Origin of the sequence: Leclercia adecarboxylata, from assembly GCF_035787115.1 — a bacterium.
Taxonomy (GTDB): domain Bacteria; phylum Pseudomonadota; class Gammaproteobacteria; order Enterobacterales; family Enterobacteriaceae; genus Enterobacter; species Enterobacter adecarboxylatus_E.
This window is the reverse complement of record NZ_JALKTL010000002.1, coordinates 626,322-651,210: the sequence shown is the minus strand read 5'-3', so window position 1 is coordinate 651,210 and position 24,889 is coordinate 626,322. Positions and strand designations below refer to the sequence as shown.

General features: G+C 52.9%; 19 protein-coding genes and 7 tRNA genes. 2 read left to right on the top strand and 24 right to left on the bottom strand.

The features are described from left to right. Positions 1 to 20: 20 nt before the first annotated feature. The 12 genes from MXM41_RS10560 to miaB form a co-directional block, all read right to left on the bottom strand. Positions 21 to 1,823, bottom strand: coding sequence for a filamentous hemagglutinin N-terminal domain-containing protein (locus tag MXM41_RS10560; RefSeq protein ID WP_325931836.1), 1,803 nt, complete (start codon positions 1,821 to 1,823; stop codon positions 21 to 23). A 68-nt stretch (positions 1,824 to 1,891) separates the two neighbouring features. Beyond that, the gene (locus MXM41_RS10555) at positions 1,892 to 3,568 is read right to left on the bottom strand and encodes a ShlB/FhaC/HecB family hemolysin secretion/activation protein (RefSeq protein WP_325931834.1); all 1,677 of its coding nucleotides are present in this window, start codon (positions 3,566 to 3,568) and stop codon (positions 1,892 to 1,894) included. A 326-nt stretch (positions 3,569 to 3,894) separates the two neighbouring features. Continuing rightward, positions 3,895 to 4,830, bottom strand: a complete 936-nt coding sequence (gene rihA / locus MXM41_RS10550; RefSeq protein ID WP_325931832.1) for a pyrimidine-specific ribonucleoside hydrolase RihA — start codon at positions 4,828 to 4,830, stop codon at positions 3,895 to 3,897. A 121-nt stretch (positions 4,831 to 4,951) separates the two neighbouring features. After that, positions 4,952 to 5,677: an amino acid ABC transporter ATP-binding protein gene (locus tag MXM41_RS10545; protein ID WP_325931830.1), complete on the bottom strand. Its 726-nt coding sequence runs from the start codon at positions 5,675 to 5,677 to the stop codon at positions 4,952 to 4,954. Next, on the bottom strand, positions 5,677 to 6,351 hold the full coding sequence (gene gltK, locus MXM41_RS10540) for a glutamate/aspartate ABC transporter permease GltK (RefSeq protein ID WP_325931827.1): 675 nt from the start codon (positions 6,349 to 6,351) through the stop codon (positions 5,677 to 5,679). The genes MXM41_RS10545 and gltK overlap by 1 nt, the downstream gene beginning before the upstream one ends. After that, entirely contained in the window at positions 6,351 to 7,091 is a 741-nt protein-coding gene (gene gltJ / locus MXM41_RS10535) for a glutamate/aspartate ABC transporter permease GltJ (RefSeq protein WP_325931826.1), read from the bottom strand. The genes gltK and gltJ overlap by 1 nt, the downstream gene beginning before the upstream one ends. 158 nt (positions 7,092 to 7,249) lie before the next feature. Beyond that, positions 7,250 to 8,158: an amino acid ABC transporter substrate-binding protein gene (locus MXM41_RS10530; RefSeq protein ID WP_325931824.1), complete on the bottom strand. Its 909-nt coding sequence runs from the start codon at positions 8,156 to 8,158 to the stop codon at positions 7,250 to 7,252. A gap of 416 nt (positions 8,159 to 8,574) precedes the next feature. Beyond that, positions 8,575 to 10,113, bottom strand: coding sequence for an apolipoprotein N-acyltransferase (lnt, locus tag MXM41_RS10525; RefSeq protein ID WP_325931822.1), 1,539 nt, complete (start codon positions 10,111 to 10,113; stop codon positions 8,575 to 8,577). A 5-nt stretch (positions 10,114 to 10,118) separates the two neighbouring features. After that, complete coding sequence (corC, locus tag MXM41_RS10520; RefSeq protein ID WP_325931820.1) at positions 10,119 to 10,997, bottom strand: CNNM family magnesium/cobalt transport protein CorC; 879 nt, start codon at positions 10,995 to 10,997, stop codon at positions 10,119 to 10,121. Between the two features lie 104 nt (positions 10,998 to 11,101). Continuing rightward, positions 11,102 to 11,569, bottom strand: coding sequence for an rRNA maturation RNase YbeY (ybeY, locus tag MXM41_RS10515; protein WP_325931818.1), 468 nt, complete (start codon positions 11,567 to 11,569; stop codon positions 11,102 to 11,104). Beyond that, positions 11,566 to 12,612 carry a PhoH family protein gene (locus tag MXM41_RS10510; RefSeq protein ID WP_325931816.1) on the bottom strand — a complete coding sequence of 349 codons (1,047 nt, stop codon included), beginning with the start codon at positions 12,610 to 12,612 and terminating at the stop codon, positions 11,566 to 11,568. Before MXM41_RS10510 ends, ybeY begins: the two co-directional genes overlap by 4 nt. Before the next feature lie 150 nt (positions 12,613 to 12,762). Next, complete coding sequence (miaB, locus tag MXM41_RS10505) at positions 12,763 to 14,193, bottom strand: tRNA (N6-isopentenyl adenosine(37)-C2)-methylthiotransferase MiaB (protein ID WP_325931814.1); 1,431 nt, start codon at positions 14,191 to 14,193, stop codon at positions 12,763 to 12,765. A 136-nt stretch (positions 14,194 to 14,329) separates the two neighbouring features. Here miaB and ubiF point away from each other — a divergent pair, with 136 nt between their 5' ends. Next, positions 14,330 to 15,505 carry a 3-demethoxyubiquinol 3-hydroxylase gene (ubiF, locus tag MXM41_RS10500; protein ID WP_325931812.1) on the top strand — a complete coding sequence of 392 codons (1,176 nt, stop codon included), beginning with the start codon at positions 14,330 to 14,332 and terminating at the stop codon, positions 15,503 to 15,505. A gap of 96 nt (positions 15,506 to 15,601) precedes the next feature. On the opposite strand, the gene MXM41_RS10495 is transcribed toward ubiF, so the two are convergent. The 12 genes from MXM41_RS10495 to nagB form a co-directional block, all read right to left on the bottom strand. Continuing rightward, a tRNA-Gln gene (locus MXM41_RS10495) sits at positions 15,602 to 15,676 on the bottom strand. Positions 15,677 to 15,711: 35 nt separating this feature from the next. Then, positions 15,712 to 15,786: transfer RNA gene (locus tag MXM41_RS10490), tRNA-Gln, on the bottom strand. Positions 15,787 to 15,825: 39 nt separating this feature from the next. Beyond that, a tRNA-Met gene (locus tag MXM41_RS10485) sits at positions 15,826 to 15,902 on the bottom strand. 16 nt (positions 15,903 to 15,918) lie between these two features. Next, positions 15,919 to 15,993, bottom strand: a tRNA-Gln gene (locus MXM41_RS10480). Between the two features lie 33 nt (positions 15,994 to 16,026). After that, positions 16,027 to 16,101 (bottom strand) — tRNA-Gln (locus tag MXM41_RS10475). A gap of 23 nt (positions 16,102 to 16,124) precedes the next feature. Next, positions 16,125 to 16,209 (bottom strand) — tRNA-Leu (locus MXM41_RS10470). A gap of 8 nt (positions 16,210 to 16,217) precedes the next feature. After that, positions 16,218 to 16,294 (bottom strand) — tRNA-Met (locus tag MXM41_RS10465). A gap of 225 nt (positions 16,295 to 16,519) precedes the next feature. After that, positions 16,520 to 18,184, bottom strand: coding sequence for an asparagine synthase B (gene asnB / locus MXM41_RS10460; protein ID WP_325931810.1), 1,665 nt, complete (start codon positions 18,182 to 18,184; stop codon positions 16,520 to 16,522). 250 nt (positions 18,185 to 18,434) lie between these two features. Continuing rightward, complete coding sequence (gene nagD / locus MXM41_RS10455) at positions 18,435 to 19,187, bottom strand: ribonucleotide monophosphatase NagD (RefSeq protein WP_325931808.1); 753 nt, start codon at positions 19,185 to 19,187, stop codon at positions 18,435 to 18,437. A 45-nt stretch (positions 19,188 to 19,232) separates the two neighbouring features. Then, positions 19,233 to 20,453: a DNA-binding transcriptional regulator NagC gene (nagC, locus tag MXM41_RS10450; protein ID WP_325931806.1), complete on the bottom strand. Its 1,221-nt coding sequence runs from the start codon at positions 20,451 to 20,453 to the stop codon at positions 19,233 to 19,235. 8 nt (positions 20,454 to 20,461) lie between these two features. Then, positions 20,462 to 21,610 carry an N-acetylglucosamine-6-phosphate deacetylase gene (gene nagA / locus MXM41_RS10445; RefSeq protein ID WP_325931804.1) on the bottom strand — a complete coding sequence of 383 codons (1,149 nt, stop codon included), beginning with the start codon at positions 21,608 to 21,610 and terminating at the stop codon, positions 20,462 to 20,464. A gap of 56 nt (positions 21,611 to 21,666) precedes the next feature. Beyond that, positions 21,667 to 22,467 carry a glucosamine-6-phosphate deaminase gene (gene nagB, locus MXM41_RS10440; protein WP_039031342.1) on the bottom strand — a complete coding sequence of 267 codons (801 nt, stop codon included), beginning with the start codon at positions 22,465 to 22,467 and terminating at the stop codon, positions 21,667 to 21,669. 325 nt (positions 22,468 to 22,792) lie between these two features. On the opposite strand from nagB, the gene nagE reads away from it, so the two are divergent. Next, positions 22,793 to 24,814: an N-acetylglucosamine-specific PTS transporter subunit IIBC gene (nagE, locus tag MXM41_RS10435; protein ID WP_325931798.1), complete on the top strand. Its 2,022-nt coding sequence runs from the start codon at positions 22,793 to 22,795 to the stop codon at positions 24,812 to 24,814. Positions 24,815 to 24,889: the final 75 nt, after the last annotated feature.

Sequence of the window (24,889 nt, the reverse complement as noted above, 5' to 3'; positions counted from 1 at the left end):
GCGCATCGTTTTTACTGCCTTTACTTCACGGTGTTAACTTCAAATGATTTGATTCTCTGGACGCCCCCCATTTCACTGGCATAGTTATGTCGTGCATTCAGTACCAGCTTGTTCGCGTCAAGCGTACCGACGCCGCAGAGTTTTAAAAACATAATGCCGCAGCGATAGCCGCCGTTGTTTACTTTATCAGCAGAAATAGTGAGCTTATCGGTATAGATACGGCCGCGGTTGATCAAATCACCATTGAAATGGGTATTAATGTCCACATCATTGAAACCCTGGATCAAACCGTAATTGTACATATCGTTCCAGGTGTCGAACGTGACTGACTTGCCGTAGATCCCTGCGGTCAGGCTGTTTTCGCTGGTCGAATTATCGAAGAATAAATCGCCATATTGCCCGTTTATCCCGGTGATATAGCCTGCGTTATACAGTGAAGAGCTTTTGGCATTAAGGGAGTTGCTGACCTTCAGGTTACTGGTATCCGCCAAATTAATCGCACCTTTGGTGACAAGCTCTACGTCACGACCTGACATCGTACCTGAGCTGGAGATGTTGCCTGAAGTCGAGGCATTATTTTTTGTCGCCAGGATCGATAGCTTATCTGATCCTGAAATATTGCCGCTCACATTGAACGCGCTACCGCCAAAATTGACGGTGGTTTGTTTGCCCTGCATGCCGCCGCCGTTATCGATGTTGCCCAGCGTAGTAATATTCAACAGGTTTTCCGACCGAATAACGGAGCCGTATTTCGTTGTAAGATTGCCATTTGTGGCCACGTTTAGCGTCTGTTCTGATGTGATATAACCACTATTGTCAATGTTTCCAGCCGCAACGATACCCATCTGCATACCATTCTTAATGGTACCGCTGTTAGTGACTGCCCCATAGCTGGTGATCGTCGATACATATTTTGTCGCAAGCGTACCGCTGTTAGTAAAATTCCCAGCGGAAGCTAAATTAGAGATGAGGCCATTCCCGGTAATGCTACCTTCGTTAATCAGCGTCCCGTTACTGGTCATGGCAAGACCCGTGCTGGCAACGATAGCCCCTTTATTGCGTACGCCGAAACCAAGGTTATTACCCACAATGGTAATAGAGTTCGCTTTAATTCCTCCCAGACTACTAACATCAATGCTATAAGTAGGGGATAATTTGTTAAAGAAAGTTGTTTCTTTACTTCCGGGGGTGATCTTTCCAGTAATGTTATCCGCAGTGAAATTTCCTGCACTAAGTTGAGCATTTTGCGCATTCAGCATGCCGTTAAGGTTAATCACATCAGCCAGCAGAATGGCATATGAAGAGGAAGCATCCATACCCTCTTTACCCACATTAAGAATACCGGTGGTAACGGTATAGCTACCGATAGAACCAGTCTCAGTCAGGTTTACTTTGCCAGTGGTTAACAGTGCCTTATTGGTATTGATAAAGCTGCAACCAGAGCAGGTAATACCGTTGGGGTTAGCGATAACCACGTCGGCTTTCTGACCGCCGACTTCAATAAACCCCTTAAGCGTACTTGGTGTTTTAGAGATCACTTCATTTAAGATTACCGATGCGCTACCGCCGCTAAGATTGTTATTTTTTGCAATCCCCCCGAATTTGTCGTGGTTATAGTCGACGCTACTGTTGTTAAGGATGAGACCTTTGTCATCAACGCTAAAATCACGATAAAGGTTATGCGAGACCCCTGCACCATTAGGGGTTTCGATATCAATAATTTTTGTTTCTGACTGATGAGTATAAGTTGTTGGATCGGCATGCACGTAAGTTGCAGATAACGCTGCTGCGAGCGCAACATAAGAAACTTTAAATTTAAACATTTCATTTATTCCTTTAAATAATAAAATTCGAAACAGAAGCTGTGGGTGGCATTGTTAAATCGGGATGACTAATACCTCCATTGTAATGAGAACCCCATATTCAGAGGTTGTGAATGAAAGCCAGCAGGTTTATATAATGGCGTGCCAATAAATAAATCGTATTGTGTTGCGTACAACTCGCCTCGCAAGCCTGCCACCGTCCCAGCCAGCACTTTCCCTTGCTTGTATTTTTCGCTTCCGGTCAGCCTGCCGATATCCGCGCCGGTATAAAATTGGTGGCCCGAGGGGTGAATATCCCAAATCAAATCATTGCGCCAGTACCAACCCTGGTTCGCGGACAATGACTGCTCGCCGTCAAAGCCTCTTACCGTCCAGCGGTTACCAATATTAAATTGATTATCACTCGATAATTCATCTGGACTGAATTGCGCGCTTAATTTCGGTGCCCATGTGAATTTATCGCCGGTTACGGCGAATTTCATATAAGCTTCAATATCCGCATGCACAACCCGGGATTCGTTATCAAACAGTCCCGCTTTTTCTTCTGGTGTGGCTGTTGAACTGAGCCAGGGAAGCCGATTTTGTATGCCTACAGAGACGTCGACAATTTTGCTGGCGAAATAATGCTGGTGGCGGAGGGTCAGATCCCAGCCCGGGTTTTGCTTACGCATCACCCCTAGCTCACTGCCGCCAAAATAATAGCGGGAGGTGCTTTTAAAGATTTTCGCATCCAGCGACGTCTTATGGGTTCTCGTTTGAGCTAACAGACGCGACAGGGTCGCACTGTAGTACCGGTTTTTACTTTCATAATCGGTTGATGACCAACGGCCACGAAACTGCTGAAGGTATTGGCTACGGGTGGCATACAGGCTGATGTTCCAGTATCCAAAGGGGACGGAATAATAAAGGCTACTGTTTTCATTGCCTTTCTCGTGTCTGTTAAATTCAACATCGCCACCTGCCGCTACGTAAAAAATATCGTTAAGCGATGCCATATCATAAAGATAGAGCGCGCCGCCGCCCTGGTAGCGGCCGGACGTCCGGCTGCCGGCATCATCAAGCCATGCGCCGAGCTGCCAGGGTTTACCCAGTTTGCGGGTCAGGCGTACATCGGTTTCAGCATAATATTGTCCCGGAAGCAAACGCATATGGGCAGATGAACCGGGTAGTCGCTGCAGGTTTGCCATCCCTTGTTCGAGATCCGGCAGGCGCAGTATGTCGCCCCTGGCAAATGGCAAGTTGTTCCAGAGGCTGGTTTTGTTTACCGGTTCATCCTTTGCAAATGCAATCTCGCCAATTTTGCCATAGGTTAGTGTCAGGTATAAGACTCCCTTTTCCAGAGATTGCGATGGAATGTCAATCAATGAAGTAATATAACCTCTTACAATAAGCTCATTTTGTAAGGCGCGGCTGAATAAACGAATGCCCTCAATGCCAAGACACTGGAATTTCGCCTGCCGCGTTAATTTACCTAATAGTTTTTGAGTTAGCCTGTTATCCTCGGAAGAAATATGGACTTCTTCGATTATTTTGCAGTTTTTTTCTTTAGGAAAAACTATTTTCTCTGCGTCAGAATCGACTTGCGAAGAGATATATTTTTGCTGTTGAGGCGTAAGTGCGGCTTCACGCGCCCGATCTTGTTCTGTTTGATGAGAGGCCGGGCTTGAAGGGCTGGCGCTGGTGTGATGACAGAATACAGTAAAAAGAATAATTCCGGCAGTTACACGGTATTTATTATTTAGCATGAAACAATATCCATTTTGATTCATTAAACAGGGCGGCAAAGTTGCATTATTTACATTGAGAGTCCTTCTCAAACAAACAACAAATGCAGTACGTTACATTAACGTAAACATCATGCGCTGAATATTGAATAATTCTTTAAGCGCAGATAAATAATAATGCCCTGACCTGTGCCATTGAGAAAACGTTAAAGAGTACTTAAAAAGGGGGGTATGCTAGCTAAAAAAACTGGAAACGGCTAGGCAGCCATCCTGAATTATATGTGAACCGTTATATCATTTAATGAATTCAGGCCCCTGGAGGGAAAACAGGAGCCTTAGTGCAGCGACTACCCGTAGAAATGTAAACGCTGTGCCAGTAAGTCAACAAAGGCCTGGCGATTTATGTCGGTTATAACCGTAGTGTTTGGTGTATTACCTGTCAGAAAATAGTAATCAACCACCGTCATACCTTGTGTATATTTCCCCTGTGTTTCTACCCCTACCCAACGTTCCAGGGTAGTGAAGATTTCAGGCTTTAACAGCCAGGCGATGGTACAGGGATCGTGAAGAGGAGCACCCTGGAATCCCCATTTCTCTGTTTTATGATACTCCATGAAGAAATCGAGCAGCTCTGCCACTGTCGTCGCCACTGGATTGTTGATCGTGCGGAAACGCTCGATATCCTCCTTCATGATTTGCGCTTTGTGCGTCACATCCAGCCCGGCCATGACGACCGGAATACCGGACTGAAAAACAATTTCCGCCGCTTCAGGATCGACATAAATATTGAATTCAGCTGCGGGTGTCCAGTTTCCCAGCCCCATCGCGCCGCCCATAATGACAATTCTGGCGATGTTTGCGTGCAGTTCAGGGTGTGCATTTAGCAACAGAGCGACATTGGTCTGCGGGCCGGTTGCCACCAGCGTCACGGGTTCAGGGCTTTTACGCAAAACGCTGGCCATCAGTTCCACGGCGGTGCAGGCCTGCGGAGCGAAAATCGGCTCAGGAAGGGCGGGGCCATCAAGACCACTTTCCCCGTGCACGTTATCGGCAATGATCAGGTCGCGCATAAGAGGTTTAACCGCCCCACCGGCAACCGGAATATCCGTGCGCTTTAATAACGTCAGCATCCGCAGCACGTTGCGCAGGGTTTTGTCCGGCGTCTGATTACCAGCAGATGAGGTAACGGCTTTGACGTCCAGTTCGGGTGAGGCGAGGGCAAGCACGAGTGCTATCGCGTCATCATGACCCGGATCGCAATCAAGGATAATGGGCAGTGCCATAGAAATCTCCATTTCTCTGTGTTGTCAGGCGACAAGGCTAACCGCGTAGAAGCAGGCAGACGAGATAAACAGATGAAAAGCGTGAAGCGGTGCGCAATCTGGCGATTACGCACCGGAGGGATTAATGCAGAATTTTGGCGAGGAAATCTTTGGCCCGGTCAGACTGCGGGTTGGCAAAGAACTCCTCTTTAGCAGAATCCTCTACGATTTTTCCTTCATCCATGAAGATCACGCGGTTTGCCACTTTACGGGCAAAGCCCATTTCGTGGGTCACCACCATCATGGTCATCCCTTCGTTAGCCAGCTCGACCATCACGTCCAGCACCTCGTTGATCATCTCGGGATCGAGGGCGGAAGTCGGTTCATCAAACAGCATGGCGACCGGATCCATACACAACGCACGGGCAATGGCCACACGCTGCTGCTGACCGCCGGATAGCTGCGCCGGGAATTTATCGGCATGGGCAGAAAGACCCACGCGCTCAAGCAGTTTCAGCCCTTTCTCTCGTGCTGCCGTCTTGTCGCGTTTGAGCACTTTTACCTGGGCCAGAGTCAGGTTCTCAATGATCGACAGATGCGGGAACAGTTCAAAGTGCTGGAACACCATCCCGACGTTAGAACGCAGCTTCGCAAGATTGGTTTTCTTATCATTGACTTTAGTGCCATTGACGATGATCTCGCCTTGCTGCACCGGCTCAAGGCCGTTGACGGTTTTGATAAGCGTGGATTTACCCGAGCCGGACGGCCCGCAAACCACTACCACTTCGCCCTTTTTTACTTCTGTTGAGCAGTCGGTCAGCACCTGAAAGTGCCCATACCATTTAGAAACATTTTTCAGGGAAATCATTACACTGTCCTTTTCTTCAGCCAGCTGACCAACAGCGACGCGCTTAAACTAATTGCAAAATAGACTGCACCTGCGAACAGGATCATCTCAACCTGGGTACCATCGCGCTCGCCGATGGTAGAGGCAGTACGGAAGAAGTCTGCCAGGCTTAATACATACACCAGCGAGGTATCCTGGAACAACACGATGCCCTGCGTTAGCAGCAGCGGTACCATGGCACGGAACGCCTGCGGCAGAATGATGAGCTTCATTGACTGCCAGTGGGTCATCCCAAGCGCCAGCGCGGCGCTGGACTGCCCGCGGGAGATACTCTGGATCCCGGCACGAATAATTTCTGAATAGTAGGCCGCCTCAAACATGGAGAAGGCCACCATCGCTGAAATCAGGCGGATGTCGGATTTAGGCGACAGTCCGAGAACATTCTGCAGAAAACCTGGTACGATCAGATAGAACCACAGCAGCACCATCACCAGCGGGATGGAGCGGAATACGTTCACGTAGGCAGTAGCAAACCAGGCGACAGGTTTAAAACTCGACAGGCGCATCACCGCCAGCAGGGTGCCCCAGACAATCCCGACAATCACCGCCGTCAGGGTGATCTTCAGGGTAATGATCAGGCCATCTACCAGATAGGGCAGAGAAGGGACAATCGAACTCCAGTCAAACTCGTACATTATTTGCCCCCCAGGTTGCCCGGCAGGCGAACTTTGCGTTCGACCAGGTTCATCACCAGCATAATTAAGGCGTTAATCAGCACATACGCGAGCGTAATGGCGGTAAAGGATTCCCACGCGTGGGCGGAATAATCCAGCAGTTTACCCGCCTGTGCGGCCATATCGACCAGACCAATGGTGGACGCGATGGCCGAGTTTTTCACCAGGTTCATCATCTCCGAGGTCATCGGCGGCACAATCACGCGATAGGCATTTGGCAGCAGCACATAGCGGTAAGCCTGCGGCAGGGTCAGACCCATCGCCAGCGCGGCATTTTTTTGTCCGCGCGGCAGAGACTGAATGGCCGCACGCACCTGTTCGCACACACGGGCAGCGGTAAACAGGCCCAGACAGAGCATCGAGGAGACAAAGAACTGAACGTTCGGATCCAGTTCAGCTTTGAACCACATGCCGATATCTTCCGGCAACAGTTCAGGGATAACCAGATACCAGGTAAAGAACTGCACGATTAACGGCACGTTACGGAACAGCTCGACGTAGCAGGTACCCAGTGAAGAGAGAAAACGGTTAGGTACGGTACGTAAAATACCGAACAACGAGCCGACGAGAAACGCAATAATCCAGGCCGTGATCGACAGCGCGACCGTGACCTGAAAACCGCTCCACAGCCAGCCAAGATAGGTGGTGTTGCCGAACGGGGCTTGCTGCAGAAAAATGCCCCAGTTCCAGTCAATTGACATAGTAAACTCCGGAAAAAAAAGGGTAGCAGCGCTACCCTCGAAGATTGGTGAGAAGCTTTAATGTTCGCGCTGAGTGGGGAACGACCACTCAACGTTTAGTCTGTCCGCGCTTCCCGACAATCGAGAGGGCAGGAGGTCCCGCCCCTTAGTGGTTCTAATTAGTTAAGTGCCTTGTCATTCGGTTCTTTAAACAGTGCTTTCATGTCGTCCGACAGTTCAAAGTTCATGTTGAGATTTTTTGGTGGAATTGGGTTTTTAAACCACTTATCGAACCATTTCTCTGCTTCACCGGACGTTTGAACCTGGGCGATGGTCTCATCGACGAGTTTCTTAAATTCCGCATCGTCTTTACGCATCATGCAGCCGTAGGCCTCTTTCGATTGTGCCGTACCCACGATTTCCCAGTTGTCCGGTTTCTTCGCTTTAGCACGTTCACCGGCCAGCAGAGCGTCATCCATCATAAACGCGACAGCACGGCCGCTTTCCAGTGTACGGAAAGAGTCACCGTGGTCTTTCGCGCTGATGATGCGCATGTCCATTTTCTTCTCTTCATTCAGCTTGTGCAGCAGAACTTCGGAAGTTGTACCAGAGGTTACTACCACCGCTTTGCCTTTCAGGTCGGCAAAGTCTTTAATCTCGCCGCCTTTTTTGGTCAGCAGACGCGTACCGACTACGAAAATGGTGTCGGAGAAGGCAGCCTGTTTCTGACGCTCAAGGTTGTTGGTGGTGGAACCACACTCAAAATCAAAGGTACCGTTTTGCAGCAGCGGGATACGGTTTTGTGAAGTGATGGGAATCAGCTTCACTTCCAGATTCGGTTTGTTCAGCTTTTTCTTCACCGCTTCGACGATCGCGTTGGAGTAAGCCTGTGAATAACCCACGACTTTTTGCGTGTTGTCGTAGTATGAGAATGGAACAGAGGATTCACGGTGGCCGACCACAATCACGCCGTTTTTAGCGATTTTCTCCAGGGTGCTACCTGCTGCCGGAGCAGCATCTTCGGCGTGAACGACGCCTGCCGACAATCCCATCACCAGCATTGCTGTGGCCAGTTTACGTAATTGCATATCCAACTCCTTTTTTATCAGCGCCAGAGACGCATTGATATTCGGTGTGATGTTGTTATAGCTCGCGCGATACGAGTGCAGTGTTATACATGTTTGTTAACATTTAGTTTGGCTTAATGTAAAGATTTTGCTGCGTTATTGTTTATTTTTGCGAAGCGCGCCGCACCATTCAGAGGCATAAATCTTCCATTGCACCGTTTCGGTGCTGCCGGTGTACTACGCTGGTGCGACCAGGTTGCACATTAAGCCAAATCGCGTTTACGTGAATAAACAAAGCAACAGGCGTGCCAGAATTGATCCTCTGCCCTGAGAGGCCAAGGAAGAAAGGCAAAGTAGGATGCGGCAAATGTGCGAGGACTATTCCCTCTCCCCTATGGGGAGAGGGTTAGGGAGAGGGTTAGGGAGAGGGGTGGGAATTACTTACGACGCTGACGAAGACTCATCAGTACGGCGCCAAAACCGAACAGCACGGTCAGGATCCACAGCGGCCAGTTGCCGGTGCGTGCATAAGGCGTCATTCCGGTGGTCGGCGTAACTTTTGCCGTCAGCACGTCACGGGTGAACTGTGGGAGCATGGCCTGAACTTCACCCTGCGGACCAATCACGGCGGTAATGCCATTGTTAGTGCTACGCAGCAGAGGGCGCGCGAGTTCCAGGGAGCGCATCCGCGCCATCTGGAAGTGCTGCCACGGACCAATCGACTTACCAAACCAGGCATCGTTAGAGATGGTCAGCAGGTAGTCGGTATTCGGACGGAAATTATCCCGTACCTGCTCACCGAGGATGATTTCGTAACAGATAGCGGCAGTCAGTAAAAAACCGTGCGCGCTCAGCTGAGGCTGAACGTACGAGCCCCGGCTAAACGAGGACATCGGCAGATCGAAAAACGGCGCCAGCGGACGCAGAATCGACTCCAGCGGCACAAACTCACCAAACGGCACCAGGTGATTCTTGTTGTAGCGATTCGCCGAGCCGTAGCTGTACGGGTTATCTTTCCCGAGGGTAATGATAGTGTTGTAGGTGTCGTAACGGTTTTGCTTGTTCAGCCGCGCATCAACGATACCGGTAATCAGCGTTGAGTTTCGGGCACGCAGCAGATTGTCCATCATGGTAAGAAAACGCTGCTGGTTGATCTCCAGATCCGGGATAGCCGACTCCGGCCAGATAATCAGCTGGGATTTGCCCATCTCTTTCTGGGTGGCATCCAGATAAATTTTCAGGGTATTGATAAGTTGGCCTTCATCCCATTTCAGCGACTGGGGAATATCACCCTGAACCATCGACACCTGAGTGGCGCGCTCTGGTTCAAGGGTGTACCACTGGATATAACGCAGCGGGAAAGGCAGGGCAAAGAGCACCAGCGCTATCACCAGCGGTCGCCAGTTGCGTTGCACCAGCGCCAGCACCAGCAGGCCGCTCACCACCATCAGCAGGAAGTTGATCGCCTCGACGCCCATTACCGGTGCCAGTCCTTTCAGCGGGCCATCAATCTGACTGTAGCCAAACTGCAGCCACGGAAAGCCGGTCAGCACCCAGCCGCGCAGGAATTCTGTAATCTGCCAGACCACCGGGGCGGCAATAGCCACCCGCAGCCAGCTGGTTTTCGGCCACAGACGGGACAAAATACCGGCGAACAGGCCGGTGTAGAGCGAGAGGTATGCCGCCAGCAGCACCACGAGGAAGACATTCACCGGGCCAGGCATGCCGCCAAACTGGGCAATACTGACGTAAACCCAGTTAATACCGGAGCCAAACAGGCCCAGCCCCCAGAAATAGCCAATCGCCGCCGCCTGAACAGGACGTCGGTTAAGCGTCAGTCCCTGAAGACCCATCAGGGAGAGAAGGGCCGCGGGCCAGAAGTCGTAAGGGGAAAAAGCCAGCGTACCGCTGGCTCCGAGGATTAGCGCCAGCAGCAGACGTGTGCGCTGGCGTTCAAGCAAGGGGGCAAATGCCATTTAAATCAATCATCCAGTGTGGGTTGCGGAGCGTCTTCCGGCATTCTGACATGAACCTGAATAATACGTCGACTGTCGGCCATCGCTACCTTGAACTGATAGCCGTCAATTTCCACGGTTTCGCCACGCGCCGGCAGATGACCAAACGCCTGCATCACCAGCCCGCCGATGGTATCCACCTCTTCATCGCTGAAATGCGTCCCGAAGGTGTCGTTGAAATCTTCGATAGGGGCGAGCGCACGCACGGTCCAGGTGTGGCGACTCAGCTGACGGAAGTCGATATCCTCTTCCTCGTCATATTCGTCTTCAATTTCGCCGACAATCAGTTCCAGAATATCTTCAATGGTGACCAGGCCCGAAACGCCGCCAAATTCATCGATAACAATCGCCATGTGGTAGCGCTGAGAGCGGAACTCTTTCAGCATGCGATCGACCCGCTTACTTTCCGGGACCACCACCGCCTGGCGTAACACTTTTTCCATGCTGAAGGCTTCGGCATCGCTGCGCATAAACGGCAGCAGATCCTTGGCCATCAAAATCCCTTCAATGTGATCTTTATCTTCGCTGATAACCGGGAAACGCGAGTGTGCCGATTCGATGATCACATCGAGGCACTCGTCCAGCGTCTGGTTGCGTTTCAGGGTAATCATCTGCGAACGAGGGATCATGATATCGCGTACGCGCTGGTCAGCGATGTCCATTACCCCTTCGAGCATTTCGCGCGTATCTTCATCGATAAGCTCGTTCTGCCCGGAGTCGCGGATGAGCTCCAGAAGGTCGTCACGGTTTTTAGGTTCACCGTGGAACAGCTGGCTCAGAAGGAGGGAGAAAAATCCTTTTTTGCTGTTTGGTGTGTCGCTACTGTGTGAATTGTCGTCGCTCATGGCGTTTGTTAAGGGTTCTCATGTTGGTCTGTTGACTACCGTCGCGGACTTTTGTCATACGCAACGGCACATTATGCCAGTAAGGCGCAAACGCGCCCTACAGACTACTCTTTCTCGGCAATGTACGGATCCTCATAGCCCAGAGCAAGCATTATCTCTGTCTCAAGGGATTCCATCTCTTCCGCTTCGTCATCTTCTATATGGTCGTAGCCCAGCAGATGCAGGCTGCCGTGCACTACCATATGCGCCCAGTGTGCCTCGAGCGGCTTTTGCTGCTCCTGTGCTTCCTGCTCCACCACCTGCCGACAAATGATTAAATCACCCAGCAGCGGCAGCTCAATGCCCGGCGGCGCTTCAAACGGGAAAGAGAGGACGTTAGTCGGTTTATCTTTCCCGCGATAGGTCAGGTTCAGCTCGTGGCTCTCCGCTTCATCCACCAGGCGAATCGTGACTTCTGACTCCTCCTGAAACTGGGGGATGACGGCATTCAGCCACGCCTGAAACTGGCTCTCTTCCGGCAGGCCGGAAGCGTCTTCACATGCCAGTTGTAAATCAAGGATCACCTGACTCATTTATGCTCTTGCTCCTGGGCTTCGCGTTTACGTTCCGCGGCCTGTTCTGCTTTACGTTTTTGATCTGCTGCTTCCCATGCTTCATAGGCCGTGACGATGCGGGCAACCACCGGGTGGCGCACCACGTCTTCACTGTGGAAGAAGTTAAAGCTGATTTCGTCCACTTCGGACAGGACTTCAATAGCGTGACGCAGACCCGACTTGGTGCTGCGTGGCAGGTCGACCTGAGTGATGTCACCGGTGATCACCGCCTTGGAGTTGAAGCCGATACGGGTCAGGAACATTTTCATCTGTTCGATGGTGGTGTTCTGGCTCTCATCCAGAATGATGAACGCATCGTTCAACGTGCGACCACGCATATAGGCCAGCGGAGCCACTTCAATGACGTTACGTTCAATCAGTTTTTCGACCTTCTCAAAGCCGAGCATCTCAAACAGCGCATCGTACAGCGGGCGCAGATAAGGATCGACCTTCTGGCTCAGATCGCCAGGCAGGAAGCCCAGCTTCTCGCCCGCTTCAACGGCAGGACGGGTGAGCAGAATGCGGCGGATCTCCTGGCGCTCAAGAGCATCTACGGCAGCAGCCACCGCAAGGTAGGTTTTACCGGTACCTGCCGGGCCGACGCCGAAGGTGATGTCATGATCAAGGATATTGGCGATGTACTGCGCCTGGTTGGGCGTGCGCGGCTTAATGACGCCACGCTTGGTCTGGATATGGATAGCTTTGCCGAATTCCGGCACGCTCTCCGCGCTCTGCTCCAGCACGCGCGATTCTTTGATCGCCAGATGGATCTGCTCCGGCTCAATATCCTGAATTTCACCACGCATCGGCGCGGTATCAACGTACAAACTACGGAGGATATCCGCAGCAGCATTGACGCAAATTGCGCGTCCGGTGAGTTTGAACTGGTTATCGCGACGATTAATCTCGATACCCAGACGTCGCTCCAGATGTTTGATGTTGTCATCAAACGGCCCGCACAGGCTCAGCAGGCGAGCGTTGTCTGCTGGCTCAAGGGTAATTTCACGCGTATCTATATTCAAACCGTTCCTCTTACTGTCTCGGGTGTCATAGGGCAGGGGTCTGTCTTATGAAATTATTCACGCCATAGTTTAAAGGCGCAAGCATTGCGAAGGATATGGGGGAGAGCGGGGGGAAATACAAGGCCTGCCAGAAACGGCAGGCCCGAAGGATCACGGCTGATAAACGTTAACGCCGAGTTCGTTCTCTTTACGGGTACGGGCAATCACCGATTCTGGTGATTCGGCGACGCGAAGGCCCATTTCATCTTCGGTGCGCACCAGTTTTCCACGCAGGGAGTTGGTCAGCACTTCGAGGATCTCAATATCGACGAACTTGCCTACCAGGTCAGGCGTACCTTCAAAGTTCACCACGCGGTTGTTCTCTGTGCGGCCAGAGAGCTGCATGATGCTCTTACGTGAAGTGCCTTCTACCAGCACACGCTGTACGGTACCGAGCATACGGCGGCTCCAGGCGTTAGCCTGCTGGTTGATGCGGTCCTGCAGAATATACAGACGCTGCTTTTTCACCTCTTCCGGTACATCGTCGACCATATCGGCGGCAGGCGTCCCAGGACGCGCCGAGAAGATGAAGCTGTAACTCACGTCGAAGTTCACATCACCAATAACCTTCATGGTGCGTTCAAAATCATCGTCCGTTTCACCCGGGAAGCCAACGATAAAATCAGAGCTGATCTGAATATCCGGGCGCGCTTCACGCAGCTTGCGGATGATCGCTTTATATTCCAGCGCGGTATGGGTACGGCCCATCAGGTTCAGTACGCGGTCAGAACCGCACTGGATCGGCAGATGCAGGAAACTCACCAGCTCTGGCGTATCGCGGTAAACATCAATAATGTCGTCGGTGAACTCTATCGGGTGGCTGGTGGTGAAGCGAATGCGGTCGATACCGTCAATCGCCGCGACCAGACGCAGCAGTTCAGCAAAAGAGCCGGTACTACCGTCATAGTTCTCACCGCGCCAGGCGTTAACGTTCTGCCCGAGCAGGTTAACTTCACGCACGCCCTGAGCCGCCAGTTGGGCGATCTCAAACAGGATGTCGTCGCAAGGACGGCTCACTTCCTCACCGCGGGTGTAAGGCACCACGCAGTAAGTACAATATTTATTGCAGCCTTCCATGATAGAGACGAAAGCGGTCGGGCCATCTGCGCGCGGTTCCGGCAGACGGTCAAATTTTTCGATCTCCGGGAAGCTGACGTCGATAATCGCTTTGCGGTTTCCGCTTCCGCGTACGGCGTTGATCATTTCCGGCAGACGATGCAGGGTCTGCGGGCCAAAAATAATATCGACGTAGCGGGCGCGCTGACGAATCAGCTTGCCTTCTTGCGAGGCAACACAGCCGCCGACGCCGATGATGATATCCGGGTTTTTCTGCTTGAGGAGCTTCCAGCGACCTAACTGGTGAAACACTTTTTCCTGCGCCTTCTCACGGATTGAGCAGGTATTCAGCAGCAGCACATCTGCCTCTTCCGCCACGTCGGTGAGTTGATACCCATGGGTGGCATCCAGCAGATCGGCCATCTTGGATGAATCGTATTCATTCATCTGACAGCCCCAGGTTTTAATATGGAGTTTTTTTGTCATCGACTTGCTCATGCTCAGGATTGCAGGGCGCGTATTGTAATGCTTTGGTGCGGTTGTGACCAGTATGAAGGTTGTCAGCCTCAAGGCCAAAAAAATCCGGTAAACTTAGAAAATTATCAAATAAGGACAAATGACCATGACTATCCAACAAGCCGGGATCGCCGTAGTCGGCGGCGGTATGGTCGGCGGGGCGCTGGCGCTGGGGCTGGCGCAACACGGATTCGACGTAACGGTTATCGAACAGGCGGAGCCGGTGGCTTTTGACGCGTCACAGCAGCCGGACGTGCGCATCTCTGCGATCAGCGCCGCGTCGGTTGATTTACTCCGCGGGCTGGGCGTATGGGACGCGGTGCTGGCGATGCGCGCCCACCCGTATCGCCGCCTGGAGACCTGGGAGTGGGAGAATGCTCATGTGGTGTTTGACGCCACGGAGCTGAAGCTCCCGCTGCTGGGCTACATGGTTGAAAATACGGTTCTGCAACAGGCGCTCTGGCAGGCGCTTGAGGCGCATCCGCAGGTCACACTGCGCGTCCCCGCGTCGGTGAAGGCGCTGCACCGCCACAATGACCAGCATCTGATCGAGCTGGATAACGGTGAGCAACTGGCGGTGAAGCTGCTGATTGGCGCCGACGGCGCGAACTCCCGGGTGCGTGAGCTGGCCGGGATCGGTATTCACGCCTGGCAGTATCAACAATCCTGCATGCTCATCACCGTTGCCTGCGAGAACGATCCGGGTGACAGCACCTGGCAGCACTTTACCCCGAACGGTCCGCACGCCTTTTTACCGCTGTTCGATCGCTGGGCATCCCTGGTGTGGTATGACACTCCGGCGAGGATCCGTCAGCTGCAGGGGCTTTCAATGGAACAGCTGCAGCGCGAAATTGCTCACCATTTCCCGGCCCGCCTGGGTAAGGTCACGCCGGTTGCCGCAGGGGCGTTCCCGCTGACGCGCCGTCATGCGCTGAAGTATGCCCGTGAAGGGCTGGCGCTGGTCGGGGATGCGGCGCATACCATCCATCCGCTGGCGGGGCAGGGGGTCAACCTCGGCTATCGCGACGTAGAGGCGCTGCTGGACGTATTAAGCAACGCCCGCAGTCAGGGCGAAGCCTGGGCCAGTCATCAGGTGTTAAAGCGTTATCAGACGCGGCGGATGGCCGATAACTTTGTTATGCAGTCAGGTATGGATCTGTTTTATGCCGGATTCAGCAACGATCTCGGACCGGTGCGTATATTGCGTAATATCGGGCTGATGGCGGCACAGCGCGCGGGCGGGCTGAAGCGTCAGGCGCTAAAGTACGCTTTAGGGCTCTGAAGGATCTTCATGCCGGGTAAGGCAAAGTCGCCACCCGGCATCTACTGGCAGGAATGCAGAAAAGCAAAAAGCTCGCCGAAGCGAGCTTTTTTAATGTGGCTGGGGTGCAGGGATTCGAACCCCGGAATGCTGGTATCAGAAACCAGAGCCTTACCGCTTGGCGACACCCCAATTGCGTTAAACGCAGTGTTTAACGACTTTTAAAGTGGCTGGGGTACGAGGATTCGAACCTCGGAATGCCGGAATCAGAATCCGGTGCCTTACCGCTTGGCGATACCCCAACAATTTTTTGCTTACCGACAATGTCGATAATCTTAATATGGTGGCTACGACGGGATTCGAACCTGTGACCCCATCATTATGAGTGATGTGCTCTAACCAACTGAGCTACGTAGCCAGACTGCTTTCTTCGATGGCTGGGGTACCTGGATTCGAACCAGGGAATGCCGGTATCAAAAACCGGTGCCTTACCGCTTGGCGATACCCCAATAACCGCGGAGAACCGCAAAATCGAAGAAATATGGCTGGGGTACCTGGATTCGAACCAGGGAATGCCGGTATCAAAAACCGGTGCCTTACCGCTTGGCGATACCCCATCCGTGCAACGCTTACCTGGGAATGGTGCGGGAGGCGAGACTTGAACTCGCACACCTTGCGGCGCCAGAACCTAAATCTGGTGCGTCTACCAATTTCGCCACTCCCGCAAAAAAGATGGTGGCTACGACGGGATTCGAACCTGTGACCCCATCATTATGAGTGATGTGCTCTAACCAACTGAGCTACGTAGCCATCTTTTTTTCGCGTTACCTTATCGGCGTTGCGGGGCGCATTATGCGTATAGACCCTTGCAGCGTCAACACCTTTTTCATCGAAAATGTCGGGAATGTGACTGTTTGGTTAGGTTGCGAACAGCATGGCCGATTATTCGGCAATTATTGGTTATTAATCGTTTTTGTCCAGCGAAACACGGGGCAAAAAAAGAGGCCCCGAGGGGCCTCATGGCGATCTGCCGGATTACTTATAGGCGGACTGATGCACGCCCACGGCACGACCTGACGGATCGTTCATGGTTTTGAAAGCTTCATCCCACTCAATGGCTTTTGCAGAGGAGCAGGCGACGGAAGGACCGCCAGGCACACACTCTGCTGCGCTTGGCAGCGGGAACAGCTCTTCGAAGATCTCACGGTACAGATAGGCTTCTTTCGAACCCGGCGTATTGTACGGGAAGCGGAAGCTGGCTGTTTCCAGTTGCTGATCGGAAATCTGCTTAGCGGCCACCTCTTTCAGGGTGTCGATCCAGCTATAACCTACGCCATCAGAGAACTGCTCTTTCTGCCGCCATGCCACGCTTGCCGGCAAATAAGATTCGAAACATTCGCGCAGAACGTGTTTTTCCATCTTGCCGTTGCCGCACATTTTGTCCTGCGGATTGATACGCATTGCCACATCGAGGAATTTTTTATCCAGGAAAGGTACACGCGCTTCCACACCCCAGGCAGACATCGCTTTGTTGGCACGGGCGCAGTCAAACATGTGCAACGCCTGCAGCTTACGGACGGTCTCTTCGTGCAGCTCTTTGGCATCCGGCGCTTTGTGAAAGTACAGATAACCGCCAAAGACTTCATCAGAACCTTCGCCCGAGAGCACCATTTTGATGCCCATCGCTTTGATTTTACGCGACATCAGATACATCGGCGTGGAGGCGCGAATGGTGGTCACGTCATAGGTTTCAATGTGGTAGATAACGTCGCGGATCGCATCCAGCCCTTCCTGCACGGTAAAGTGAATTTCATGGTGCACCGTGCCGAGGTGGTTTGCCACTTCCTGCGCGGCTTTCAGGTCCGGTGAACCTTCCAGGCCGACGGCGAAGGAGTGCAGCTGCGGCCACCAGGCTTCGGAACGCTCCTGATCTTCCACGCGCCGTGCAGCGTATTTTTTGGTGATCGCCGAGATAACGGACGAGTCCAGACCGCCTGAAAGCAGCACGCCATACGGCACGTCAGACATGAGGTGGCTTTTTACTGACTCTTCCAGCGCCTGGCGCAGTTCGTTTTTATCGGTGACGTTGTCTTTTACGGCATCGTACTCGAACCAGTCGCGCTGATAGTACTGGCGAATTTCGCCATCCTGGCTCCACAGATAGCTGCCTGCCGGGAACTCTTTAATGGTGCGGCAAACTGGCACCAGGGCTTTCATTTCAGAGGCAACATAGAAGTTGCCGTGCTCATCATGACCCATATACAGGGGGATAATCCCGATGTGGTCGCGGCCAATCAGATATGCATCTTTTTCGCTATCATAGAGGGCGAAGGCGAACATTCCCTGCAGATCGTCGAGGAATTCGGGGCCTTTCTCCTGGTACAGGGCCAGGATCACTTCGCAGTCAGAACCGGTCTGGAAGGCATAACGATCGCCGTACTCCGCGCGCAGCGCCTGGTGGTTGTAGATTTCACCGTTGACCGCCAGAGCATGGGTTTTTTTCTCGTTATACAACGGCTGGGCACCGGCATTGACATCCACAATCGACAGACGCTCATGCGCCAGAATGGCTTTATCGCTGGCGTAAACACCGGACCAGTCCGGGCCGCGATGGCGCATCAGACGGGACAGTTCCAGTGCCTTTTTGCGCAGTTCGCCTGCGTCAGTTTTGATATCCAGTACGCCGAAAATTGAACACATAACCTTCTCCATTAACCCTGTTGCAGTGTGATGTTGCTTGCTTATGAAAATGCCGCAAAAGGGGAAAGGCGGCAAGCGTTTTGCCGGGTAAAAAGAAAAAAGTGCAATGCCTGTTGATGAATGTTGAAAAAAGCGCACGCATTGAACTTATCTTTTGATGATTATTCAGTAACTGGCGCTTTTTGTTAGATGAAGCTTTGTTTTTGCAGTAATGAAATGAAACAACCACGTCCGGGGACGTGGTTTCGGGTTAGATAACATCGATTTCCGCGACCGAGGGGTAAATCCAGCTCGGCCGGAACGGCATCGAATCGATATCATCCAGCGTGGACACCCCCGACAGCACAAGGATGGTTTCCAGTCCGGCCTGGAAGCCCGCCAGAATATCGGTGCGCAGGTTGTCACCCACAATCACCGTATCTTCCGAGTGGGCCTGCATTGTGTTCAGCGCCGCGCGAATGATCCACGGGCTGGGCTTACCGACGTAAAACGGCTGGCGGCCGGTCATCTTCTCGATACCGGCGCAGAGCGCGCCGCATGCCGGGTAAAAGCCGCGGCCATGGGTATCCGGGTTGGTGGCGATAAAGCGCGCGCCGTTAGCCACAAAGAAGGCTGCCTTGTGCATCATCTCCCAGTTATAGGAGCGCGTTTCGCCCACGATAACGAAGTCGGGATTCACGTCGGTGATGGTAAAGCCTGCTTTGTATAGCTCATGAATCAGCGCGCCTTCACCTACCACATAGGCTTTTTTGCCTTCCTGACGCTTCAGAAAATCTGCGGTGGCCATTGCCGAGGTGTAGAACACGCTCTCCGGCACGTCCACACCCGCGGTGGCAAAGCGGTTCGCCAGATCCTGTCCGGTCTGGGACGGGAAGTTGGTGAGCAGAACCAGCGGCATACCTTTTTCCATGATGCCGTTAAGAAACTCCGCTGCGCCCGGCACGGCAACGTTGTCGTGCATCAGCACGCCGTCGATATCACAAATAACATTCTTAATAGTCATGGACTTCCCGACATCAAAAAAAGAAGGCGCCACTATAAAACGCTGTCAGCTTTCCAGCAAACGCTGCAACAGGATACCGTTAAGCATGGCGCGTTTTACCAGCGCAAAGGCACCGATTGCGGAACGGTCGTTCAGCGCGGAGCGAACGACAGGCAGATTCTGGCGAAACGCCTTCAGCGCCTGCGTATTGATGCACCCTTCGATGGCGGGCAGTAGCACCTTTTCGGCCTCGGTAATTTCACCGGCGATCACCACTTTTTGTGGGTTAAACAGGTTGATGGCGATGGCGATGGTTTTGCCAAGATGACGGCCAACCTGTTCAATCACTTCGCTGGCTAACGCGTCGCCCTTATTGGCGGCCCGGCAGATGGCACTGATTTTACAGTCATCGAGCGTGACGCGACTCTGATAACCCTGTTCCAGCAGATGGCGGACGCGCTGCTCAATAGCGGCGTTGGCGGCAACGGTTTCCAGACAGCCAAAGTTGCCGCAGTGGCAGCGCTCACCCAGCGGGTCAACCTGAATGTGACCAATCTCGCCCACGTTACCGTTACGGCCGATAAAAATGCGGCCGTTGGAAATAATCCCGGCGCCCGTACCCCGGTGGACGCGCACCAGAATTGAGTCTTCGCAATCCTGGCTTGCACCAAAGTAGTGCTCAGCCAGCGCCAGGCTGCGAATATCGTGACCGACAAAGCAGGTGACGGCGAAGCGCTTTTCCAGCGCGTCGATCAGCGCCCAGTTCTCGACCTGAATATGTGGCATATAGCGGATCACACCGCTTTCGGGATCAACAAGCCCTGGCAGGATCACCGAGATGGCGATCAGTTCGCGGATTTTGCGCTGGCAGGATTCGATAAACAGCGCGATGGCGTTGAGCAACGCATGCTCGAGGGTCTCTTGCGTGCGTTCCGGCAGCGCATAGTGCTCTTCAGCAATGGTTTTGCTGCTCAGGTCGTACAGCGTCAGGGTGGCGTCATGGCGTCCAAGGCGCACGCCAATCGCGTGGAAATTGCGAGTTTCGGTAACAATAGAGATAGCGCGACGGCCCCCGGTGGAGGCCTGCTGATCCACTTCTTTAATCAGCCCGCGCTCAATAAGCTGACGGGTAATTTTCGTTACGCTGGCGGGGGCAAGCTGGCTCTGTTCTGCAATCTGAATCCGTGAGATGGGTCCGTGCTGGTCGATCAGTCGATATACCGCCGCACTGTTTAGCTGCTTTACCAGATCAACGTTGCCAATTTGAGCTTGTCCGCCAGGTGTCATACTTTTGCTTACTCTGTGACGACCTCGTTACCATTAACGATGGTCTTGATGATTTTATAATCGTGTGTGAATGCGGTGAGATTAGCGACCATTCCCGGGGCAATACTGCCCAGCTGTTTGTCTACCCCAATCGCGCGTGCCGGATAGAGGGTTGCCATACGCAGCGCTTCATCGAGAGCAATGCTGCAATGTTCAACCAGGTTGCGCACGCCTTCAATCATGGTCAGCGCCGAACCGCTTAACGTTCCGTTCTCATCCACACACAGTCCATTCCGGTAGTATATTGTTTTACCAGCAAAAATGAACTGTTCAATATTTGCCCCCGCGGGCGCCGTTGCGTCGGTGACCAGGCACAGCTTGTCGCCTTTCAGACGTTTGGCGTTACGCACGTTGGCATAATCGACGTGTAAACCGTCGACAATAATGCCGCAGTAAACGTCCGGCTCGTCGAAGATCGCCCCGGCCAGACCCGGCTCACGGCCAGTAATATAAGGCATGGCGTTATAAAGATGCGTCGCGAAAGTGATACCTGCGCGAAAGCCCACTTTAGCCTCTTTTAGCGTGGCGTTAGAGTGCCCGGCAGAGACCACAATGCCCGCAGCTGCCAGCTTGCGGATCACCTCCGGATCGACCATCTCAGGCGCCAGGGTCACTTTGGCGATCACATCCGCATTGGCACACAGGAAATCAACCAGTTCGTTATCCGGTTTACGAACGTAACCCGGGTTATGCGTGCCTTTCTTAACGATATTCAGCCACGGACCTTCCAGATGCAGGCCCAGGGCCTGATGCGGGTATTGCGCCAGGTATTCACGCATCACGCGAACGCCTTGCTTCATCAGATCGTCGCTGGTGGTGATAAGCGTCGGCAGATAGCTGGTGCAGCCCGATTTTTCGTTGGCGCGCTGCATAATTTCCAGCGTCTCAACCGTGACGGCTTCTGCGGTATCGTTGAACTGTACACCGCCACAGCCGTTAAGCTGCACGTCGATAAAACCGGGGGAGAGGGTTGCGCCATTGAGCGAGCGCTGTTCTATTTCCGCTGGTAGTTCGGCCAGTGGGCAGACACGTTCAATCAGGCCATTTGCGATAACAATCGCATGGTCATCCAGAATTTCATGGCCGGTATAAATCCGACCCTGGGTTAAAGCGTACATAACGACCCCCGGTTTAAAAATAGCATCCCGTCTCTGCAGGCAGAGACGGCGTCACATTACAGACCTTTAATGTTTTCTGCTTCTAATTCGTTGAAATATTTCAACGTCTTCACTTTAAGTTCCATCGTAGATGGTTCATCGCACACGACAACCGCTTTCGGATGCAGCTGCAGGCAGCTGATGGTCCACATATGGTTGACGTTGCCTTCGACTGCTGCCTGAAGCGCCTGCGCTTTCACGCTGCCCAGTACCAGAATCATCACCTCTTCCGCGTCCAGCAGGGTACCCACGCCAACGGTGAGGGCGTATTTTGGCACCTGATTAACATCGCCATCAAAGAAACGGGAGTTTGCCACACGAGTGTCATGGGTCAGTGTTTTGATGCGGGTACGCGAAGCCAGAGAAGAGGCGGGCTCGTTAAACGCGATATGACCGTCGTTGCCCACGCCACCCATGAACAGGTGGATTTTACCGTAAGCGCGAATTTTTTCTTCATAATGGCGGCACTCTGCGTCAATATCCGGCGCGTTGCCATCCAGCAGGTTAATATTTCCTGGTTTAATATCAATGTGATCAAAGAAATTGCGGTGCATGAAGCTATGGTAGCTTTCCGGGTGATCTTTCGGCAGGCCAACATATTCATCCATGTTAAAGGTGACAACATGTTCGAAGCTAACCTGGCCCGCTTTATGCATCTCAACCAGAGCTTTATAGGCGGTAAGAGGTGTACCGCCGGTTGGCAGGCCGAGTACAAAAGGACGATCGGCTGTCGGTTTGAACGCGTTAATACGGTTTACGATATGGCGAGCAGCCCATTTGCCGACTTGTTCTGCAGTTGCCAGGGGGATCAGTCTCATTATTCACCTCTGAAGTTTTAGTAAAAGTTGGCGGATAGCGGGTCGGGGTATGATGTAAGACTAACCTGGTTCACACCGAGAGGGGGCAATCCGTCTTGATTTTTCGTATCATAAAATAAGTTTTCACTGTTTGCCAGTACAGGGGAGGAGGATAAACAATATTTGGTGACAAAAATCACAAAAAGTACGCGTTTAATTTGCGATACGAATTAATTTTCCACACACTCAGAAAGCCAGTGAATCATCAACCGTATTTATAAGTTAGTGACACAATAAAAACATAGCTGAGAACACACCGTTAAAGGGGTCTCATAGGGGGAATAAATTGAGCATTTTAGGCTACTTACAAAAGGTTGGCCGCGCCTTAATGGTGCCGGTCGCCACGCTGCCAGCGGCAGCAATTCTGATGGGGGTCGGTTACTGGATTGACCCGGTGGGCTGGGGCGGAGACAACGCATTAGCGGCGTTCTTCATAAAATCCGGCTCTGCCATCATCGACAACATGTCCGTACTGTTTGCCATTGGTGTGGCTTATGGTATGTCCAAAGATAAAGACGGCGCTGCGGCGCTGACCGGTTTCGTGGGCTTCCTTGTACTCACCACGCTCTGCTCCCCGGCTGCGGTTTCTATGATCCAGAAGATCCCCGCGGACCAGGTGCCGGCAGCGTTCGGCAAAATCAGCAACCAGTTCGTGGGTATCCTGGTGGGGATTATCTCCGCTGAACTGTACAACCGCTTCAGTAGCGTTGAGCTGCCTAAAGCGCTCTCCTTCTTCAGCGGCCGTCGTCTGGTGCCGATTCTGACCTCTTTCGTGATGATCGTTGTGGCGTTCATCCTGATGTACATCTGGCCGGTAATTTTCGACGGTCTGGTGAACTTTGGTGAACATATTCAGAAACTGGGTTCTGTCGGCGCGGGCGTATACGCCTTCTTCAACCGTCTGCTGATCCCGGTCGGTCTGCACCATGCGCTGAACTCCGTATTCTGGTTTGACGTTGCGGGTATTAACGATATTCCTAACTTCCTCGGCGGCGCACAGTCCATCGAAGCAGGTAAAGCGGTTATCGGTATCACCGGTCGTTACCAGGCGGGCTTCTTCCCGATTATGATGTTTGGTCTGCCGGGTGCTGCGCTGGCTATCTACCACTGCGCGCGTCCTGAGAACAAAGCGAAGGTGCTGGGTATCATGATGGCGGGCGCATTCGCGGCCTTCTTCACCGGTATCACCGAGCCGCTGGAATTCTCGTTCATGTTCGTGGCGCCCGTACTGTATGTGATCCACGCCGTACTGACCGGCATCTCCGTGTTCATCGCAGCAAGCATGCAGTGGATTGCTGGCTTCGGCTTCAGTGCAGGTCTGGTGGATATGGTGCTCTCTTCCCGTAACCCGCTGGCGGTTCACTGGTACATGCTGCCGCTGCAGGGCCTGGTGTTCTTCGCTATCTACTACGTGGTGTTCCGCTTCACCATCACCAAATTCAACCTGATGACTCCGGGTCGTGAGCTGGCGGTTGCCGGTAGCGAAGCGGATGGTCAGGACGTAAACGTGAGCGGCACCGCGACGGAAGACGTTTCCGGTCTGGCACGCCAGTACATCGCGGCAGTGGGCGGTTCCGACAACCTGACCGGGATTGATGCCTGCATTACCCGTCTGCGTCTGAACGTAAAAGACTCTTCTCTGGTTAACGAAGCGATGGCGAAACGTCTGGGTGCGTCTGGCGTTATCCGCCTGAACAAAACCAGCGTGCAGATCATCGTCGGTTTCGTGGCTGAGAAAATCGCGAATGCAATGAAAACCACCGGTCCTGTTGCCGCCGCCGAAGCAGCGCCAGCGCCAGCCGCCGCACCTGCAGCAGTGAAGCCGCAGGCCGTAGCCAACGCGACTACCATCGCAGCACTGGTTTCGCCAGTCACCGGTGAAGTGGTTGCTCTTGAGCAGGTGCCTGATGAAGCCTTCGCCAGCAAAGCCGTAGGTGATGGCGTCGCGGTGAAACCAACGGATAAAATCGTGGTTTCTCCGGCAGCCGGAACTATCGTCAAGATCTTTAACACCAACCATGCGTTCTGCCTGGAAACAGACAAAGGCGCAGAGATCGTTGTCCACATGGGTATCGATACCGTTGCGCTGGGTGGCCAGGGCTTCACGCGCCTGGTGGAAGAGGGGGCCGAAGTTGTTGCTGGTCAGCCGGTTCTGGAGATGGATCTCGACTTCCTGAACGCCAATGCGCGCTCTATGGTAAGCCCGGTGGTCTGCAGCAATATCGATGACTTCAGCGGCCTGGTGATTAAGGCGCAGGGTCAGGTTGTTGCCGGTCAGACACCGCTGTATGAAATTAAAGGCAAATAAGTGCTCCTGAGTCAGCGTTAATGCCTGAGCGGCGGGGAATATCCCCGCCGCTTTTTTTTGCAGCAATCACCCTCA

Excerpts from the sequence above, each read along its gene's own strand:
- MXM41_RS10560 (WP_325931836.1), bottom strand. The coding sequence starts at position 1,823 with ATGTTTAAATTTAAAGTTTCTTATGTTGCGCTCGCAGCAGCGTTATCT.
- MXM41_RS10555 (WP_325931834.1), bottom strand. The coding sequence starts at position 3,568 with ATGCTAAATAATAAATACCGTGTAACTGCCGGAATTATTCTTTTTACT.
- rihA (WP_325931832.1), bottom strand. The coding sequence starts at position 4,830 with ATGGCACTGCCCATTATCCTTGATTGCGATCCGGGTCATGATGACGCG.
- MXM41_RS10545 (WP_325931830.1), bottom strand. The coding sequence starts at position 5,677 with ATGATTTCCCTGAAAAATGTTTCTAAATGGTATGGGCACTTTCAGGTG.
- gltK (WP_325931827.1), bottom strand. The coding sequence starts at position 6,351 with ATGTACGAGTTTGACTGGAGTTCGATTGTCCCTTCTCTGCCCTATCTG.
- gltJ (WP_325931826.1), bottom strand. The coding sequence starts at position 7,091 with ATGTCAATTGACTGGAACTGGGGCATTTTTCTGCAGCAAGCCCCGTTC.
- MXM41_RS10530 (WP_325931824.1), bottom strand. The coding sequence starts at position 8,158 with ATGCAATTACGTAAACTGGCCACAGCAATGCTGGTGATGGGATTGTCG.
- lnt (WP_325931822.1), bottom strand. The coding sequence starts at position 10,113 with ATGGCATTTGCCCCCTTGCTTGAACGCCAGCGCACACGTCTGCTGCTG.
- corC (WP_325931820.1), bottom strand. The coding sequence starts at position 10,997 with ATGAGCGACGACAATTCACACAGTAGCGACACACCAAACAGCAAAAAA.
- ybeY (WP_325931818.1), bottom strand. The coding sequence starts at position 11,569 with ATGAGTCAGGTGATCCTTGATTTACAACTGGCATGTGAAGACGCTTCC.
- miaB (WP_325931814.1), bottom strand. The coding sequence starts at position 14,193 with ATGACAAAAAAACTCCATATTAAAACCTGGGGCTGTCAGATGAATGAA.
- ubiF (WP_325931812.1), top strand. The coding sequence starts at position 14,330 with ATGACTATCCAACAAGCCGGGATCGCCGTAGTCGGCGGCGGTATGGTC.
- asnB (WP_325931810.1), bottom strand. The coding sequence starts at position 18,184 with ATGTGTTCAATTTTCGGCGTACTGGATATCAAAACTGACGCAGGCGAA.
- nagD (WP_325931808.1), bottom strand. The coding sequence starts at position 19,187 with ATGACTATTAAGAATGTTATTTGTGATATCGACGGCGTGCTGATGCAC.
- nagC (WP_325931806.1), bottom strand. The coding sequence starts at position 20,453 with ATGACACCTGGCGGACAAGCTCAAATTGGCAACGTTGATCTGGTAAAG.
- nagA (WP_325931804.1), bottom strand. The coding sequence starts at position 21,610 with ATGTACGCTTTAACCCAGGGTCGGATTTATACCGGCCATGAAATTCTG.
- nagB (WP_039031342.1), bottom strand. The coding sequence starts at position 22,467 with ATGAGACTGATCCCCCTGGCAACTGCAGAACAAGTCGGCAAATGGGCT.